Annotated in this window: 16 protein-coding genes; 3 read left to right on the top strand and 13 right to left on the bottom strand. The window is 69.8% G+C overall.

Annotated features, from left to right (window positions below):
- Position 1: 1 nt before the first annotated feature.
- The 9 genes from ACO2Q1_RS05115 to sdhC form a co-directional block, all read right to left on the bottom strand.
- The gene (locus ACO2Q1_RS05115) at positions 2 to 1222 is read right to left on the bottom strand and encodes a DUF1501 domain-containing protein (protein WP_423328465.1); all 1221 of its coding nucleotides are present in this window, start codon (positions 1220 to 1222) and stop codon (positions 2 to 4) included.
- Complete coding sequence (locus ACO2Q1_RS05110; RefSeq protein ID WP_423328464.1) at positions 1219 to 2697, bottom strand: DUF1800 domain-containing protein; 1479 nt, start codon at positions 2695 to 2697, stop codon at positions 1219 to 1221. The genes ACO2Q1_RS05115 and ACO2Q1_RS05110 overlap by 4 nt, the downstream gene beginning before the upstream one ends.
- Positions 2698 to 2771: 74 nt before the next feature.
- The gene (locus ACO2Q1_RS05105) at positions 2772 to 3119 is read right to left on the bottom strand and encodes a PilZ domain-containing protein (protein ID WP_423328463.1); all 348 of its coding nucleotides are present in this window, start codon (positions 3117 to 3119) and stop codon (positions 2772 to 2774) included.
- Between the two features lie 39 nt (positions 3120 to 3158).
- The gene (locus ACO2Q1_RS05100; RefSeq protein WP_423328462.1) at positions 3159 to 3479 is read right to left on the bottom strand and encodes a 2Fe-2S iron-sulfur cluster-binding protein; all 321 of its coding nucleotides are present in this window, start codon (positions 3477 to 3479) and stop codon (positions 3159 to 3161) included.
- Positions 3480 to 3492: 13 nt separating this feature from the next.
- Positions 3493 to 4290, bottom strand: coding sequence for a succinate dehydrogenase iron-sulfur subunit (locus ACO2Q1_RS05095; protein ID WP_423328461.1), 798 nt, complete (start codon positions 4288 to 4290; stop codon positions 3493 to 3495).
- Entirely contained in the window at positions 4290 to 5735 is a 1446-nt protein-coding gene (creD, locus tag ACO2Q1_RS05090) for a cell envelope integrity protein CreD (protein WP_423328460.1), read from the bottom strand. Before creD ends, ACO2Q1_RS05095 begins: the two co-directional genes overlap by 1 nt.
- A gap of 6 nt (positions 5736 to 5741) precedes the next feature.
- Positions 5742 to 7526 (bottom strand): succinate dehydrogenase flavoprotein subunit, encoded by a 1785-nt coding sequence (gene sdhA, locus ACO2Q1_RS05085; RefSeq protein WP_423328459.1) that lies wholly within the window; start codon positions 7524 to 7526, stop codon positions 5742 to 5744.
- A 5-nt stretch (positions 7527 to 7531) separates the two neighbouring features.
- Positions 7532 to 7930 carry a succinate dehydrogenase gene (locus ACO2Q1_RS05080; protein ID WP_423328458.1) on the bottom strand — a complete coding sequence of 133 codons (399 nt, stop codon included), beginning with the start codon at positions 7928 to 7930 and terminating at the stop codon, positions 7532 to 7534.
- The gene (gene sdhC / locus ACO2Q1_RS05075; protein ID WP_423328457.1) at positions 7927 to 8394 is read right to left on the bottom strand and encodes a succinate dehydrogenase, cytochrome b556 subunit; all 468 of its coding nucleotides are present in this window, start codon (positions 8392 to 8394) and stop codon (positions 7927 to 7929) included. The genes ACO2Q1_RS05080 and sdhC overlap by 4 nt, the downstream gene beginning before the upstream one ends.
- 194 nt (positions 8395 to 8588) lie before the next feature.
- Between sdhC and ACO2Q1_RS05070 the strand changes: the two genes are divergently transcribed.
- Both ACO2Q1_RS05070 and ACO2Q1_RS05065 read left to right on the top strand, forming a co-directional pair.
- The gene (locus ACO2Q1_RS05070) at positions 8589 to 9176 is read left to right on the top strand and encodes a hypothetical protein (protein WP_423328456.1); all 588 of its coding nucleotides are present in this window, start codon (positions 8589 to 8591) and stop codon (positions 9174 to 9176) included.
- Between the two features lie 61 nt (positions 9177 to 9237).
- Complete coding sequence (locus tag ACO2Q1_RS05065) at positions 9238 to 10104, top strand: pirin family protein (RefSeq protein ID WP_423328455.1); 867 nt, start codon at positions 9238 to 9240, stop codon at positions 10102 to 10104.
- A gap of 49 nt (positions 10105 to 10153) precedes the next feature.
- Here the strand turns inward: ACO2Q1_RS05065 and ACO2Q1_RS05060 are convergent, their stop codons facing one another.
- Positions 10154 to 10570 carry an HIT domain-containing protein gene (locus tag ACO2Q1_RS05060; protein ID WP_423328454.1) on the bottom strand — a complete coding sequence of 139 codons (417 nt, stop codon included), beginning with the start codon at positions 10568 to 10570 and terminating at the stop codon, positions 10154 to 10156.
- Between the two features lie 5 nt (positions 10571 to 10575).
- Complete coding sequence (locus tag ACO2Q1_RS05055) at positions 10576 to 11493, bottom strand: SIMPL domain-containing protein (RefSeq protein ID WP_423328453.1); 918 nt, start codon at positions 11491 to 11493, stop codon at positions 10576 to 10578.
- Between the two features lie 250 nt (positions 11494 to 11743).
- On the opposite strand from ACO2Q1_RS05055, the gene mdh reads away from it, so the two are divergent.
- Positions 11744 to 12706, top strand: coding sequence for a malate dehydrogenase (gene mdh, locus ACO2Q1_RS05050; RefSeq protein WP_423328452.1), 963 nt, complete (start codon positions 11744 to 11746; stop codon positions 12704 to 12706).
- A gap of 134 nt (positions 12707 to 12840) precedes the next feature.
- Here mdh and ACO2Q1_RS05045 read toward each other — a convergent pair whose 3' ends face one another.
- Both ACO2Q1_RS05045 and zapE read right to left on the bottom strand, forming a co-directional pair.
- A complete protein-coding gene (locus tag ACO2Q1_RS05045; RefSeq protein ID WP_423328451.1) occupies positions 12841 to 13440 on the bottom strand; it encodes a YbjN domain-containing protein in 600 nt (199 codons plus the stop codon).
- Positions 13441 to 13480: 40 nt separating this feature from the next.
- Positions 13481 to 14581, bottom strand: coding sequence for a cell division protein ZapE (gene zapE, locus ACO2Q1_RS05040; protein WP_423328450.1), 1101 nt, complete (start codon positions 14579 to 14581; stop codon positions 13481 to 13483).
- Positions 14582 to 14651: the final 70 nt, after the last annotated feature.

Raw genomic sequence — 14651 nt, 5'->3', positions numbered from 1 at the left:
GTCAGACCAGGCCGGAGACGGCGGGGGCCTCGGCCGCGCTGTCGGGGAAGACCGCGCGATCCAGGGCAGCGCGATCGACGCCCAGATGATCTCGCAAGACGCCCTTGAACACGCCCCGGATGTCCAGGGTCGGGGCCAGATCGCGATCCTCGAACAGGGCGGCGTCCGACAGGCCCGGCCAGTCTCCGATCGGACCGCCCTGCTTCACCGCGCCGCCGGTCAGCAGCAGGGTCGAGGCCGTGCCGTGGTCGGTCCCCTGGGTGCCGTTGACGCGGGCCGTGCGGCCGAACTCGGTGGCCACCATCACAATCGTGCGCGCCCACTCCTCGCCCAGCCCTTGTTTCAGGCCGCTGATCAGCAGGTCGAGCTGGGTCAGCCTGGCCTGGAGCTGACCCGCCTGGCGGGCGTGGGTGTCCCAGCCGTCGATGGACAGGGCGACCACGTCGGCGCCCGTCTCGCCGGTCATCAGCCGCGCCACCGAGCCGGCCAGTGCGGCGACGTCGCCTCGTCTCGGGCCGGCGCCGGCCATCAGGCCGCTTTCGGCCAGTGCCTCGGTTTCAAGGCCCCGGGCCAGGCTGGTGGCCAGCAGCTGGTCCTCGACGTAGAGGTCCTGAAGCAGGGCGGCCAGCCGCTCGTCGCCGCCGATGCGCCCGCCGGGGGCCCAGCTGGAGCTCTCGGCCGGGCCGCGCAGGATCAGCGGGGTCTGGGCGCCGATGGACAGTCCCCTGCCTCCGGCGGCGGCGAGGGCCCGGTTCAGCCACCCGGTATCGCTCTGATGAAGGCGTTCCCCGCCGGATTCCAGCATGTCCTGGGCGTCGAAATGGGAGCGGACCCGGGTGGGAATGGCGACGGCGGGGGCGAAGCGCATCCGCCCTTCCCCATAGGCCTGATGCAGGCCCTTCAGCGCCGGGTGAAGGCCGAAGCCTTGCGTCAGGGCCAGGGTCCCGCCCGTCTCGGTCGGCGGCGGGAGGGCCAGGCCGCCTCTCAGAGCGACATAGGCCGGATCGTCGTGGGGCGCGGTGACCGACAGGCCGTCCATCGCGCCCCGCGCTATGATCGCGACGAACTTGGCGCGCTCGCCGGACGATCGGGCGAGAGCCTGAAGCGGCGCCTGGCCGGCGAAGGCGAGGCCCAGTCCGCCGACGGTGAGGCCGCGCAGCAACCGGCGGCGATCCAGGGCGGCCGACAGGCCGGTGGGAATGCGGGGGGTGAAATCGGTCATCGGCGCTGAAACTCCGGCGACATCAAAAACAGGGTCAGGGCCTCGGGCCGGCTCTCGGCGCGGGCCACGGCGGTGCGGGTGCGTGCGGACAAACGATCGCCGAGCGCCGCCTCGGCCACCTGCAGCGGTTCGCGCGATCCACGCGCGGCGTCGGCGACCGAGGCGGCCCATTCCATCCGCTTCACCAGGGCGTCCGGACCGGCCCAGTCGGCGGCGGTGTCGGGCCAGCCTTCGGGCGACGGCGGGGCCCAGGCGGGCTGGCCCAGGGTCGCCAGCGGGCCCTGAAGCGCCTGAGGACGTTGCGGCGTGGTTCCAAGGGCGCGGTAGGTGGAGATCACGAACTCGTACGGCGTCTTCACCTTCACCGGCTGGGCCGCCCAGGACTCCGGTGCGGTGATCAGGGCGCGCGCCACCTCATCGAGGCGACCGCCGGAGCGGGTCCAGGCGGTCTCGAGCTTTTGAACGAGGGCCGGCGGCGGATCGTCGGCGACGAAGTGAACGGCGAGACGCTTGGCCAGGCGTCGCGCAGTCTCCGGCCGTCCGGCGAGGTCGCGCAGCACGGTCTCGCCCTGGGCGCGCCCGGCGTCGGCGTAACGCTTGCCGAAGATCGTCCGGTCTCCCGGCTCATGTTGCATCGGGCGGAAGACGAAGCCGCGTTTGCCGGGCTGGTCGGCGAGAGCGGCCAGGCGGCGATTGGGACGGCGCGCCGGCGCGGCCGGGCCGGGAACCGACCAGCCCGTCAGGGCTCGGGCCAGCTCCGTGACGTCGGTCTGGCTGTAGCCCGCATCGGCGCCGACGGTGTGCAGCTCCAGAATTTCGCGGGCCAGATTTTCGTTCAGGCCCGCGCTGCGCCGCTGTCCCGCACGGCTGTTCGGCCCGACGGACTGGGCCTGGTCGAGGTAGTACAGCATGGCCGGGTGGGACTCCGCCGCCAGCAGCAGGTCCTCGAACTGTCCGAAGACATGCGGCCGGATGGCCTCGCGCTCGTACTGGCCCAGAAGGACGGCGCTCTGCAGCTTGGTGACCGAGACGGTCAGAAGGTTGGCCCAGAACAGGGTCCAGCGCTCGGCGAAGCCGTCCGGGGTCGACGCGCCGAGCTGGGCGCGGGCGAGGAACTCCTGATAGGTTTCGCGATAGAGGGTGCGCCGCGCCTGGGTCTGGGCCTCCCGGGCGGCGAGGGCCGCGTCTTGCGGCGAGGCCGCCTGAGAAGATGGGGCGGCGACGCCGCCTTCGGTCGCCGGGGCGCGCGCACGGCGCGCCTCGGCGGCCGACCGGCGATAGGCCTCGAACTGCGCCAGCCGCGCGTCGGTATCGGGGAACCGGCCCTGGGGCGGGGGCGCGCCCTCGGGTCGGATCTGGGCGTCCAGCCAGGCGACGGGGTCGACGGAGACGGCGTCGATCTCGTCCGGTCTGGCCCCGAGACCGAAACGGGTCAGAGCGACGGCGGCGTTGAGGCGGCGGTCCGTTGAGCGCATGGCGGCCTTCCGGGGAGCGACGGGCGTCTGAACTCTCTAACGCCTCAACGCCCGAAACCCGTCGCCGGGTGTCGTCAAAGACTGCGTCGTCTCAGCCAGGCGTCCCTTGCGCCCGCCAGCCGACCCGGGATCAGGCCGTTCAGCGGCGTGGCCCGGATCGAGCATTTCAGCCCCAGCTCCTGCCCCCGGATCCAGCGCACCTCGGCCTCGCAGGCCGCGCCGGCCGCCAGGTCGATGACCACGATCACCGGCGGCAGGCCGATGGCCCGGTCCAGCCGGAGCCTCAGGCCGCCGTCTGACTGGTCGACGATCAGGCAGAGGATCTCCTGGCCGTCGGCCAGGATGAGGCCGCGCGCATCGACGCGCCGCCGCGGTTCGGCGCGGCGGTCGTCGGTGGCGGAGGGGCGGGAAAAGGGGTTCATTCGGGACTCAAACGCCCAGAAGCCGAAAAGGGCGCGCCGTCAGTGCTGGCTTTCGGGCAGGCGGACGATCAGGCCGTCCAGATCGTCCGAGACGCGGATCTGGCAGGACAGTCGGCTGTTCGGCTGCACGTTGTCGGCGAAGTCGAGCATCGACTCTTCCATGGCGGACGGACGACCGGTCTCGGCCGCGAACGCCTCGTCCACATAGACGTGGCAGGTGGCGCAGGCGCAGGCGCCGCCGCAGTCGGCGTCGATGCCGGGCACATTGTTGCGGATCGCGCCTTCCATGACGGAAAGCCCGTTCTTGACCTCGACGACATGCTCGCGGCCGTCGTGCTCGATATAGGTGATCCTGGCCATCGTCCGTTTGAACTCAGGCCGCCGTCTTCTTGCGGGCCGGCGAAACCATCAGCTTCTTGGTCTCGGCGATGGCCTTGGCCGGGTTCAGACCCTTCGGGCAGACCTGGGCGCAGTTCATGATGGTGTGGCAGCGGTAAAGCTTGAAGGGGTCTTCCAGGTCGTCGAGGCGCTTGTCGGTGGCGTCGTCGCGGCTGTCGGCGATCCAGCGGTAGGACTGCAGCAGGGCGGCCGGACCCAGGTACTCCGTCTGGTTCCACCAGTAGCTGGGGCAGGAGGTCGAGCAGCAGGCGCACAGGATGCATTCGTACAGGCCGTCCAGCTTGGCGCGCTGTTCCGGGGTCTGGAGGCGTTCCGTCTCCGGGTCGGGCTCGTCCGATTGGAGGTAGGGCTGGATGGAATCGTACTGGGCGTAGAACAGGCTGAGGTCGGTCACCAGATCCTTGACCACCGGCTGGTGCGGCAGGGGGGAGATGGTGATGTCGGACGACCGGCATTCGTCCCAGCCCTTGGTGCAGGCCAGGGCGTTGGATCCGTCGATGTTCATCGAGCAGGAGCCGCAGATGCCTTCCCGGCACGAGCGGCGGAACGACAGGGTGGGGTCGATCTCGTTCTTGATGTGGATCAGGGCGTCCAGAAGCATCGGGCCGTGGTCGTCGGATGACACCTCGAACACGTCCCAGCGCGGCGCCGAATCCGTTTCCGGATCGTAGCGATAGACCTTGTAGGTCTTGACGTTCTGGGCGCCGGCGGGGGCCTTGTGGACCTTGCCGGTGGTCGGGGCGGAGCCGCGGGGGAGGGTGAGCTGGACCATCAGCCTTGTCCTTCGGTGTTCGTCTGACCCGTCACGCCGTACCAGTCGATGCGTCGGGTGAAATACATGACCGCCGCGATGGCGGCGAAGCTGGCGACGGCGCCGACCAGCAGGGCGTAATCCTCCAGCCGCATCAGCACATAGATGAGGCCGTACAGGAAGGTGAAGGCGATCAGGGCGCGGAGGCCCTGGGCGCGGCTGTCGAACGTCCATCCGGCATAGGCCGAGATCAGGCCGACCGTGGCGACGGCGGCGATCAGGAAGGCGGGATCGAAGCCCAGGTGTTCGCCGATCGACAGCAGCAGCATGTAGAAGATGACCTGGGCCAGGCCGATCAGGATGTACTGGGCCGCGTGGACGCGGCGGCCGGTCGTCGTCTCGAACAGGAAGAAGGCCAGGAAGACCAGGCCGATGAACATCGGGGCGTATTTGAGCGAGCGGCTAACCGACTGATAGGGATTAGCGGGTTCGACGAAGCTGACGCCCATTTCGGTGGCGCCCAGTCGGCTGAGGGCGTCGGCGCCGCCTTCGGCCGGGACGCCGCGGGCGACATAGGGCACGGACCAGTCGGCGCTGAAGCCGTCGGCCGTCACCGACTGTTTGGCCGGCAGGAAGCCGCCGTTGAACGAGGGGCTTTTCCAGTCGCCCTTGATGACGGCCTCGGTCGTGCCGGCGAAGGCCAGCAGGGTGACGCGACGCGCGCCGGTGAAGGTCGCCTTGCCGGAGACGTCGAGGGGACCGGTGCGATCGATCGCGCCGCCGTTCGCTCCGGTCAGCGGGGCGCCGAACAGTTTCAGCCCGTCGCCGCGCACGGCGACGTTGCGGCCGTCGTCGGGCGGGATCAGTCCCGTCGTCGGTTTGATGATCGACGGGCCGGTGGCGACCGCGCGGCCGTCGAGGCTGAGGGTGATGTCGGCGCGAGCCCCGCGCGGGTCCGAGGCGCCGACGAGGATTTCGGCGCGGCTCCAGTCCAGAACGGCGCCCTGCGGCGCCTCACGCCCCGCCTGGATCAGGTCGAAGCGGGCGGTCCAGTCCAGTTCGGCCTGATAGACCGGAACCTTGAACAATGAACGGCGGCGCACCTCCGAGGCGGTGGCGGCCGTGATGCGGCCCTGGGTCGGGAAGACGTGCCAGACGCTGGCCTCGCTGCGGGCCGACAGGCCTTCGCCGACGGTCCGCGTATAGGGCACGGCCAGGACCGGGCCGAGGAAGGTCTGGGGTCCGCCCATCAGGCCGCCGACCTCGGTCGCCACGGTCTCGGCCCGGTTGGTCCGGTCCATCAGCAGGCCGAAGACGAAAAGGGCCGGAATGCTCATCAGGAAGGCGAGTAGGCAGACCAGCAACAGCTTGAGACCGAGCGACCGACGCGGCGCGAACAGGGACGCCGCGCCCGTTGCGGGGGCGGGGGTCGCCGAGTCCATCACTGCGCCGGGAGCCTTGGCCATGAAGGATCAGTACACCCGCGCCTTGGGCTCGATATACGAGACCTCGTCCGACATCGTGTAGTTGTGCACCGGACGGTAGTCGATCTGGACCTGCTGGCCCGGACGTTTCCACGCCAGGGTGTGCTTCATCCAGTTGACGTCGTCGCGGTCCGGATAGTCCTCGCGGGCGTGGGCGCCGCGCGATTCCGTACGGTTCAGACCGCCCTCGATCGTCACCAGGGCCTGGGCGATCAGGTTGTCGTACTCCATCGTCTCGATCAGGTCGGTGTTCCAGATCAGGCCGCGGTCGGTGGTCTTGATGTCCGAGCCCTGGGCGTCGATGGCGCGCAGCTTGTCCACGCCCTGCTGCAGGGTTTCGCCGGTGCGGAACACGGCGGCGTCGGCCTGCATGGCCTGCTGCATGGCCAGGCGCAGCTCGGCGGTCGGTGTCGAGCCGTTGGCGTAGCGGAAGCGGTCCAGACGGCCGATATGGCTGTCGGTGGCGGCGGCCGGAGCGTCCGGCACGGCGGAGGCCTTGTCGACGATCTCGCCGGCGCGGAGACCCGCTGCGCGGCCAAACACCACCAGATCGGTCAGGGAGTTCGAACCCAGACGGTTGGCGCCGTGCACCGAGACGCAGGCCGCCTCGCCCACGGCCATCAGGCCCGGCACCACGCTGTCGGGATTTCCGTCGCGCAGGGTCAGGACCTCGCCGTGATAGTTCGTGGGGATGCCGCCCATGTTGTAGTGAACCGTCGGCAGGACCGGGATCGGCGCCTTGGTGACGTCGACGCCTGCGAAGATCTTGGCGCTCTCGGAGATGCCGGGCAGGCGCTGGTGCAGGATCTTGGGATCCAGGTGATCCAGGTGCAGGAAGATGTGGTCCTTCCGGGGACCCACGCCCCGGCCTTCGCGGATCTCGATGGTCATGGAGCGGCTGACCATGTCGCGCGGGGCCAGGTCCTTCACGGTCGGCGCATACCGCTCCATGAAGCGTTCACCCTCGGAGTTGGTCAGATAGCCGCCCTCGCCGCGCGCGCCCTCGGTGATCAGGCAGCCGGCGCCGTAGATGCCGGTCGGGTGGAACTGGACGAACTCCATGTCCTGACACGGCAGGCCGGCGCGCAACACCATGGCGTTGCCGTCGCCGGTGCAGGTGTGGGCCGAGGTGGCCGAGAAATAGGCCCGGCCGTAGCCGCCGGTGGCCAGGATCACCAGCTTGGCCCGGAAGCGATGCAGCTGGCCGTTGTCGAGCTGCAGGGCGGTGACGCCGGTGCAGGCGCCGTCCTGCATGATCAGGTCCAGGCCGAAATATTCGACGAAGAACTTCACCTCGCGGCGCACCGACTGGCCGTACAGGGTGTGCAGGATGGCGTGGCCGGTGCGGTCGGCGGCGGCGCAGGTGCGCTGGACCGGACCCTCGCCGAAGTTGCGGGTCATGCCGCCGAAGGCGCGCTGATAGATCTTGCCCTCGTCCGTGCGGCTGAAGGGCACGCCCCAGTGCTCCAGCTCATAAACGGCCTTGGGGGCGTTGCGGACCAGATACTCGATCGCGTCCTGGTCGCCCAGCCAGTCCGACCCCTTGACGGTGTCGTACATGTGCCACTGCCAGCTGTCCTCGCCCATGTTGCCGAGCGAGGCGGAGATGCCGCCCTGGGCCGCCACCGTGTGGGAGCGGGTGGGGAAGACCTTGGTGACGCAGGCGACCTTCAGCCCCTGCTGGGCGGCCCCGAGCGCGGCGCGGAGGCCGGACCCGCCGGCGCCGACAACCACAACGTCATAGGCGTGATCGACGAATTCATAGGCAGGCATGCGGATCAGACCCCGGCCGGCAGCGGCGCGGAACCCAGCGCCAGCCGCACGATGAAGAAGACGCTGGCGCCGGCCAGCAGGATGCAGACGATGTTCAGCAGGCCCAGCAGGAAGCGCTTGGTTCCCGGCTTGTGGACATAATCCTCGACCACGACCTTCCAGGCCAGGTTGGCGAAGCCGAAGAAGACGACGGCCGTCACCGCCATCAGGCCGGCGTTGATCTTGTCGGCGAACCAGGCGGCCGCGCCGGCGGCGTCGCGACCGGCGAGGGTGAAGGCGGTGGAGGCGACCCAGACGCCGAGCGGCATCAGAAGCAGAAGCGCCAGCTTCTCTGTGGCCCATTCCGCCGCGCCGTGGCGCTCGGAGACCTTGACGTTGTTCCTGAACTTGGCCGGACCGCTCACAGCGACACCCTCCCGGTGGAGAACAGGGCGACCCAGAACAGGATCGCCAGGACAACAGGGCCCCAGACGGCGATCTGGGACAGGAGATTGGCGGTCCGCACCGACAGGCCTGCGCCCATGTCGTTGATCAGGTGGCGGGCGCCGTTCAGCAGCAGGGAGAACAGCACCAGGGTCAGGCCGAAGCCGATCAGCAGGCCAAGGGGCGAGGCCGCCAGCGCGAGGAACCGGACATAGGCCTCGGGCCCGTAGGCGAGGCTGCCCAGCCAGGCGAGGACGAACAGGCTCCCGAAGGTCGCGGCGATGATGGTCGCGCGGAACAGGATCGAGGCGGCCATGGTGATGTGCCAGCGCCAGACCGACATATGGGGGGACAGGGGCGTGGTGCGGCCGTTGGGCTGGACGACGAAGCGGCCGGTCCGGTCGCTCATCCCCCCCTTCGATGCGGCGTCGTGGGGCTGGCTCATGCGAATGGTTCTCAAAAACCCTGAAAAAACAGGCGTCCGTTCTTGCGCCTTGGCTTTAGTGACCCGGCGGGCGGAGTGTCAACGCAAGCCGCAACGCAGCGCAGCATAAAGCGCGAAAAGCGTGGCCGCAGACCGCCGGACATTGTGACCTGCGCGCACTAGCGAGCCGACCGGGGGCGCCGCAGGGTGTCGCCATGTGGATCGCGCTTCTCCTGTCAGCCGTCGCTCCGGATCCTGCGCCGCCGGCCGTCACGCCGCGCCCGGCGCTGGAGACCGTGGTGAGGGTCGCGCCGATGACCGACGTCCCCCAGGAAGTCTATGTCCGCCCCGTGGTCCCGCCGTATGAGCCGCCGTCCGACTTTGGTCGAAAGACGGTCGAGGGCGACGCCGTGGGCCGCAGCGGCCGAGGCGCCGGACGTCCGGATGCGGAATCCGACTATCTGTCCGCCGTGGCCGCCCGTCGCGATCAGGCCCAGGCCCTGATGGGGCCGCTGGACGGGTTGTGGCGGGTCATGGACGCCGACGACCGCCACCTGCTGGACCTGTCGCTGACCGATCGCGGTCCCGCCCGGGCCCTTGACGGCGTCTGGCTGGGCCGAACGCCGTCGGGGGCTCAAAGGTCGACGCCGGTGACGGTGCTGTTGCGGACGGACGACCGCGTCCGAATCGGTCTGGGCCAGGGTCTGGCGCTGGAGCTGACGCGGGGGCCGGAGGGCTGGCGGGGCGATCTGGTCGAGGGCGGCGGGCGTCGCGCGGCGATCCTGCGGCCGATCGGGGGCTGAAGCGGCCTGAGGCGGGGGCAGGGGGGTGGCCGGGGCGCGCGCCGGACCCTAGATGGATCCCATGACCTTCGATCAGCCTCGCCGCGTTCTGCGCCTGCATCCCGCCCACCGGGACGATATCGGCGATCTGATCACCCGGCGGCCCGTGCCGGGGCCGGGGGTCCAGCAGGTCGATCCCTTCCTGTTCCTGAACCACCACGGGCCCCAGATTTATCCGTCGAACAATCGCGGCCTGCCGTTCGGGCCGCATCCGCATCGCGGGTTCGAGACGGTGACCTTCATCCTGGACGGCGAACTGGCCCACAACGACTCGGCCGGGGGCGAGAGCGTCATCCGGGCGGGCGGCATCCAGTGGATGACGGCGGGTTCGGGCCTGATCCACGCCGAACTGTCGCCTGCCTCGTTCAAGCGCGACGGCGGGCCGATGGAAATCCTCCAGCTCTGGGTCAATCTGCCGTCGCGGCTGAAGATGACGAAGCCGGACTATGTCGGCCTGCAGGCGGAGGACATCCCGAGTTTCACGACCGAAGCCGGGGTGACGGTCGAGCCGGTGTCCGGCGAATGGCTGGGCCGTCCGGCGCCGATCCGGTCGCTGATCGACATCCATCTGGCGGTGGTGCGAGTGCCCGCCGGGGCGCGGTTCGAGACGCCGATCGCGGCGGGGCGGAACGTGTTTCTTTATGTCGTGAAGGGCGCGGTCTCGATCGCCGGGACGCGCGCGTCTGAATGGAATCTGGTCGCTCTCGGCGATGGCGACGGGCTGGACATGACGGCGGAAACCGACGCCGTCGTCCTGCTGGGGCACGCCCTGCCGATCGGCGAGCCGGTGTTCAGTCACGGGCCGTTCGTGATGAACACCCGCGAAGAGATCATCCAGGCCATCGAGGACTACAACGCCGGGAAGTTCGGTCCGCCGCCGGCTGTTTAGCGCGCTATCGCTCGGCTCGCGGAGCCTCGCTGCTTGAGCGCGGTCCCGTTTATGGTTCGGCCGCCAGGGCGATCAGCCGTGACCGCCATGTCTCGCCGAGGCGTTCGGCCTCACCTCGCCCCCAGACCGGATCCGGCCACAGGGGGTCGTCGCGGCGGCGGCCGACGACGTGGACATGCAACTGGGCCGTGACATTGCCGAGGGCGGCGACGTTCAGCTTGTCGATCGGCCGGTCGAGCGCCGCGCCGAGGCGGCGGACGACGTCGCCGGCCCGGACGGTTTCCTCCATCAGCAGGGCCCGATCCGCCGGCGAGAGGTCCTCGATCTCGGTCGCCTCCTCGACGCGCGGGATCAGGATCAGCCAGGGAAACCGGCCGTCGTCCTGAAGCCGCACATGGCACAGGGGCCAGTCGGCGACGGCGACGGAACCGGCCTCGAAGGCCGGATCGACGGCGAAATCAGCCATGCGGTTCAGCTGAGTCCGTAAACGACACAGGCGCTGTCGGTCAGGGTCATCAGGGGCGGTTGCAGGGCCAGTCGCGCGGCCTCGATCTCGGCCTCGGTGGGCGGGGCGCCCGCCGGTCGCGGCGGCGGGGGAGGGGGCGGCGGCGCAGGTGGCGGAGGCGCATAGGCGCGGGAGCCGGTGACCACCATTTCGTCCAGCGTTGTCGCCTGGCCTCCGTCGGACTGATAGGACGGCCAGCCGGCCAGGACGTCGGTCTGGCAGGCGCGACCGGTGGGATCGATGACGCGCACGGTGCCCAGGCGGGCGCCGGCGTTCGTCGTGGCCGCCTCGGCGCGGCGACGGGCGTCCTTCATGGCCTCGGCCGCCAGATTGGCCTTCCAGGCGTTGTCCGGCTCGAGCTGGAAAGAGACGGGGCTGATGGAGGTCGGCTGGGCCGCCACGACGGTGGCGTAGGCCCGCTCCAGCAGGGCGATGTCGCGGATCGACACCTGAACAGAGGCCTCGGTCTGGTAGCGCTGGATCTTGTCCGGCCGGACGTTGTCGCGGAGGTTTCCGGCCTCGTCGCGATACTGCTCATAGAGCGGACGGGTGCTCAGGGCGGTCTCGACGCGGACCTTGTCGGCCCCATGCGCGGCGAGGGCCTGGCTGAGGGCGCGGACCTGATCGGCGGCCTTGCGCGAGGCCTCGGCGGCCGAGCGGTCCAAGGCCTGGAAGGTGGCGCGGAAACCGGCGCGGTTGGCGGAAATCTCGACGCGCACCTGGCCGATCGAGGCGATGACCGGGTCGCGCATCCACCAGGGCGCCGGGACATACTGGTGGCCGAGGGTCGCTGGCGGGGTCTGGGCGGTCGCCGGCGCGGCCAGGGCCGGAATGGTCAGGGCGGCGGCGGAAAGGGGCGCGAGCAGCGAGCGGATCGGGCGCATGGTCGTCGAACTCCGGACTGTGGACGCCGACATTGCGACGCCGTCCGGCGGGGGTAAAGCCATGTCTCGCCGAAGGTCGGGGGACCGTCGTCGCCTGCCGGCTTGCTCCGACGGTCCGAGGAGTCTAGACCGCGCCGCGAAGTTTCATTTCGCAACTGCAAACCGGCCCTGGCCGCTCCGCGGCAGACGGCCACCCCACCTCGGCCTCAAGTAGCGCGAATGCGCGACAGGCCCATAAGGAGACGACCCTATGGCTCGTGCGAAGATCGCCCTCATCGGCGCCGGCATGATCGGCGGCACCCTGGCCCATGTGGCCGCGCGTGAAGCCCTGGGCGACGTCGTCCTGTTCGACATCGCCGAGGGCACGCCGCAGGGCAAGGCGCTGGACATCTACCAGGGCTCGGCCGTGTTCGGTCAGGACGTCAGCCTGAAGGGCGCCAACGACTACGCCGACATCGCGGGCGCCGACGTCTGCATCGTCACCGCCGGCGTGCCCCGCAAGCCGGGCATGAGCCGCGATGACCTGATCGGCATCAATCTGAAGGTCATGAAGGCCGTGGGCGAGGGCATCGCCAAGCACGCCCCGAACGCCTTCGTCATCTGCATCACCAACCCGCTCGACGCCATGGTCTGGGCCCTGCAGAAGTTCTCGGGTCTGCCCAAGGAGAAGGTCGTCGGCATGGCCGGCGTGCTGGACAGCGCCCGCTTCGCCATGTTCCTGGCCGAGAAGACCGGCGTGTCGATCCAGGACATCCACGCCTGGACCCTGGGTGGCCACGGCGACGACATGGTGCCGATGGTGCGTCACTCGACCGTCGGCGGCCTGAGCCTGCCCGACGCGGTCGCGGCCGGTTTCCTGTCGCAGGCCGATCTGGACGCCATCGTCGAGCGCACCCGCAAGGGCGGCGGCGAAATCGTCGCCCTGCTGAAGACGGGCTCGGCCTTCTACGCCCCGGCGGAATCGGCCATCGCCATGGCCAAGTCCTATCTGTTGGACCAGAAGCGCGTCCTGCCCTGCGCCGTCTGGCTGTCGGGCGAATACGGCCTGTCGGACCTCTACGTCGGCGTGCCGGCCCTGATCGGCGCCGGCGGCGTCGAGAAGATCGTCGAGTTCACCACCAACGACGAAGAGAAGGCGATGTTCGCCAAGTCGGTCGAGTCCGTTCAGGGCCTGATCGAGGCGTGCAAGACGGCGGACCCGTCGCTGGCGTGACTCCAGGGGCGCTGCGCGCCGCGCTAGGTTCGGCTCGCGGAGCCTCACGACTTGAGCGCAGGATCGCATCGCGACCGACAGGCTGAAACAAAAGAGGGCTGCGGAGTGATCCGCGGCCCTTTTTCTATGTCCGGTCAGTTTCCGGCGGGCGGGGCCGCCGGGGTCGGCGCCGGAGTTGGCGCTGCAGCGGGGGCGGGGCGCGGCATCAAGGTGCGGACGAAGTCGGCCAGAAGGGCGCGCCAGACCGCAAGGTGATCGGTCAGTTGGCCGGGTCCGCCGGCCCCGACCAGGACGTCGAATTGGGCGACGGCCGAGGCGACGCCGCCGGTCTCCGCCGGCTCGTAGATAGCCTTGACGAAGCGCCGGTCGCGATTCCAGACGTTGACCTTGTCGAGCGTGATGGAGGCGTCGGACAGGGCGGCGGAAAACTGGAGGTCGGAGCAGACATCCGTCTCGCACGATTGCAGGAAGATCAGCCAGGGCAGGCCGTCGGTGGTGACGCGCAGATAGCGGCGGCCATCGTCCGAGGCCTCAGGCGCGACGGTCGCGCCCTGGGACGTCAGCCAGGCCGACAGGGCCGCCGTCGAGACGCCGAGCGGAGACGGGGTGGGCGCGATCGACCCGGCGGCCGCCGGCGCAGCGGGTGTCTGGGCGGCGGGAGGCGTCGTCTGGGCCTGGACGGAGGTCGCCAGCAAACCGGCGAGGCATGCGGAGAGAACGAGGGTCTGTTTCATGCCGGTCAAGGTATCGGGGATTGCGGCGAAGTCGAGACGGTCAGGCGTGCGCCGCCGCCTCCAGCCATGAGGCGCTCGACATCTCCTGCAGTCTCGACACGGTCCGTTCGAATTCGAAGGCCCCGTCGCCCGTCGGATAGAGGGCTTCGGGCGGCGCATCGGCCTGGATCACCAGCCGGGTCTTCGCCTCATAGAGGGCGTCGATCAGGGTCACGAACCGTCGGGCCTCCTGGCGCCGCTCCGGGCCCAGGGTCTTCACTCCCTCGAGGAAAAGGGTGTGGAACCGCCCGGCCATGGCGAGATAATCCTGCGGCCCCAGAGGACGGCCGCACAGCGCCTCGAACGTCGCGCGGGCCAGGCCGCCGGCGGTCCGTTCGACCACCACATCGCGGCCCAGAACCTCCAGATGCGTCGGGGCCTCATGCATGCCGCCGCGCAGGTCGGTCCACAGGGCCTCGAACGCCGCATGCTCGGTCGGTCCGGGGCCGAACCAGACGGGCGATCCCTTCAGCCGGTCCAGACGCCAGTCGCGCGCGCCGTCGATCTCGACCACGACGCAGCGGCGTTTGATCTCCTCGATGAAGGGGACGAACAGCTGGCGGTTCAGCCCGTTTTTGTAGAGGTCGTCGGGCGCGCGGTTGGAGGTGACGGCCAGCACGACCTTCTTCTCGAACAGGGCGTCGAACAGCCGGCCCAGGATCATGGCGTCCGCGATGTCGGTGACCTGAAGCTCGTCGAAACAGAGCAGCCGCGCCTCCGAGGCGATCAGGGCGGCGATGGGCGGGATGGGGTCGTCGCCCTTATGTGCGCCGAAGACGGCCTTTCGCGCCCGGGCGTCGCCCTTGCGCCACTGATCCACCAGGCCGTGGATGCGGGCCATGAAGGCGTGGAAATGGGCGCGTTCCTTCCTCGGTTCGGGGGTGGAGGCGACGAACAGGTCCATCAGCATGGACTTGCCGCGGCCGGGCGGCCCCCAGATGTAGAGGCCCCGCACCTCCGGCTGGGCGCCGAAGAAGCCCTTCTTGGCCAGATCCTCCTCCAGCCGCTCCAGCTCCGCGATCAGCGGCGCCTGGGCCGGGTCGGGGTTCAGCACGCCTTCCTCGACGCGAATGTCGTAGGCGGATCGGATGCGGGAGGTCATGGGAAGGACTTAGCCTTGGGTCGTCAAACGCGAAACCCGCGCCTTCGCATAAGCAACACACATGCCTCGG

It is taken from the genome of Brevundimonas sp. VNH65, from assembly GCF_049445955.1.
Lineage (GTDB): Bacteria > Pseudomonadota > Alphaproteobacteria > Caulobacterales > Caulobacteraceae > Brevundimonas.
Note: the sequence above shows the minus strand (reverse complement) of the source record. Positions and strands in the feature narration are given on the sequence as shown.

Excerpts from the sequence above, each read along its gene's own strand:
- ACO2Q1_RS05115 (WP_423328465.1), bottom strand. The coding sequence starts at position 1,222 with ATGACCGATTTCACCCCCCGCATTCCCACCGGCCTGTCGGCCGCCCTG.
- ACO2Q1_RS05110 (WP_423328464.1), bottom strand. The coding sequence starts at position 2,697 with ATGCGCTCAACGGACCGCCGCCTCAACGCCGCCGTCGCTCTGACCCGT.
- ACO2Q1_RS05105 (WP_423328463.1), bottom strand. The coding sequence starts at position 3,119 with ATGAACCCCTTTTCCCGCCCCTCCGCCACCGACGACCGCCGCGCCGAA.
- ACO2Q1_RS05100 (WP_423328462.1), bottom strand. The coding sequence starts at position 3,479 with ATGGCCAGGATCACCTATATCGAGCACGACGGCCGCGAGCATGTCGTC.
- ACO2Q1_RS05095 (WP_423328461.1), bottom strand. The coding sequence starts at position 4,290 with ATGGTCCAGCTCACCCTCCCCCGCGGCTCCGCCCCGACCACCGGCAAG.
- creD (WP_423328460.1), bottom strand. The coding sequence starts at position 5,735 with ATGGCCAAGGCTCCCGGCGCAGTGATGGACTCGGCGACCCCCGCCCCC.
- sdhA (WP_423328459.1), bottom strand. The coding sequence starts at position 7,526 with ATGCCTGCCTATGAATTCGTCGATCACGCCTATGACGTTGTGGTTGTC.
- sdhC (WP_423328457.1), bottom strand. The coding sequence starts at position 8,394 with ATGAGCCAGCCCCACGACGCCGCATCGAAGGGGGGGATGAGCGACCGG.
- ACO2Q1_RS05070 (WP_423328456.1), top strand. The coding sequence starts at position 8,589 with ATGTGGATCGCGCTTCTCCTGTCAGCCGTCGCTCCGGATCCTGCGCCG.
- ACO2Q1_RS05065 (WP_423328455.1), top strand. The coding sequence starts at position 9,238 with ATGACCTTCGATCAGCCTCGCCGCGTTCTGCGCCTGCATCCCGCCCAC.
- ACO2Q1_RS05060 (WP_423328454.1), bottom strand. The coding sequence starts at position 10,570 with ATGGCTGATTTCGCCGTCGATCCGGCCTTCGAGGCCGGTTCCGTCGCC.
- ACO2Q1_RS05055 (WP_423328453.1), bottom strand. The coding sequence starts at position 11,493 with ATGCGCCCGATCCGCTCGCTGCTCGCGCCCCTTTCCGCCGCCGCCCTG.
- mdh (WP_423328452.1), top strand. The coding sequence starts at position 11,744 with ATGGCTCGTGCGAAGATCGCCCTCATCGGCGCCGGCATGATCGGCGGC.
- ACO2Q1_RS05045 (WP_423328451.1), bottom strand. The coding sequence starts at position 13,440 with ATGAAACAGACCCTCGTTCTCTCCGCATGCCTCGCCGGTTTGCTGGCG.
- zapE (WP_423328450.1), bottom strand. The coding sequence starts at position 14,581 with ATGACCTCCCGCATCCGATCCGCCTACGACATTCGCGTCGAGGAAGGC.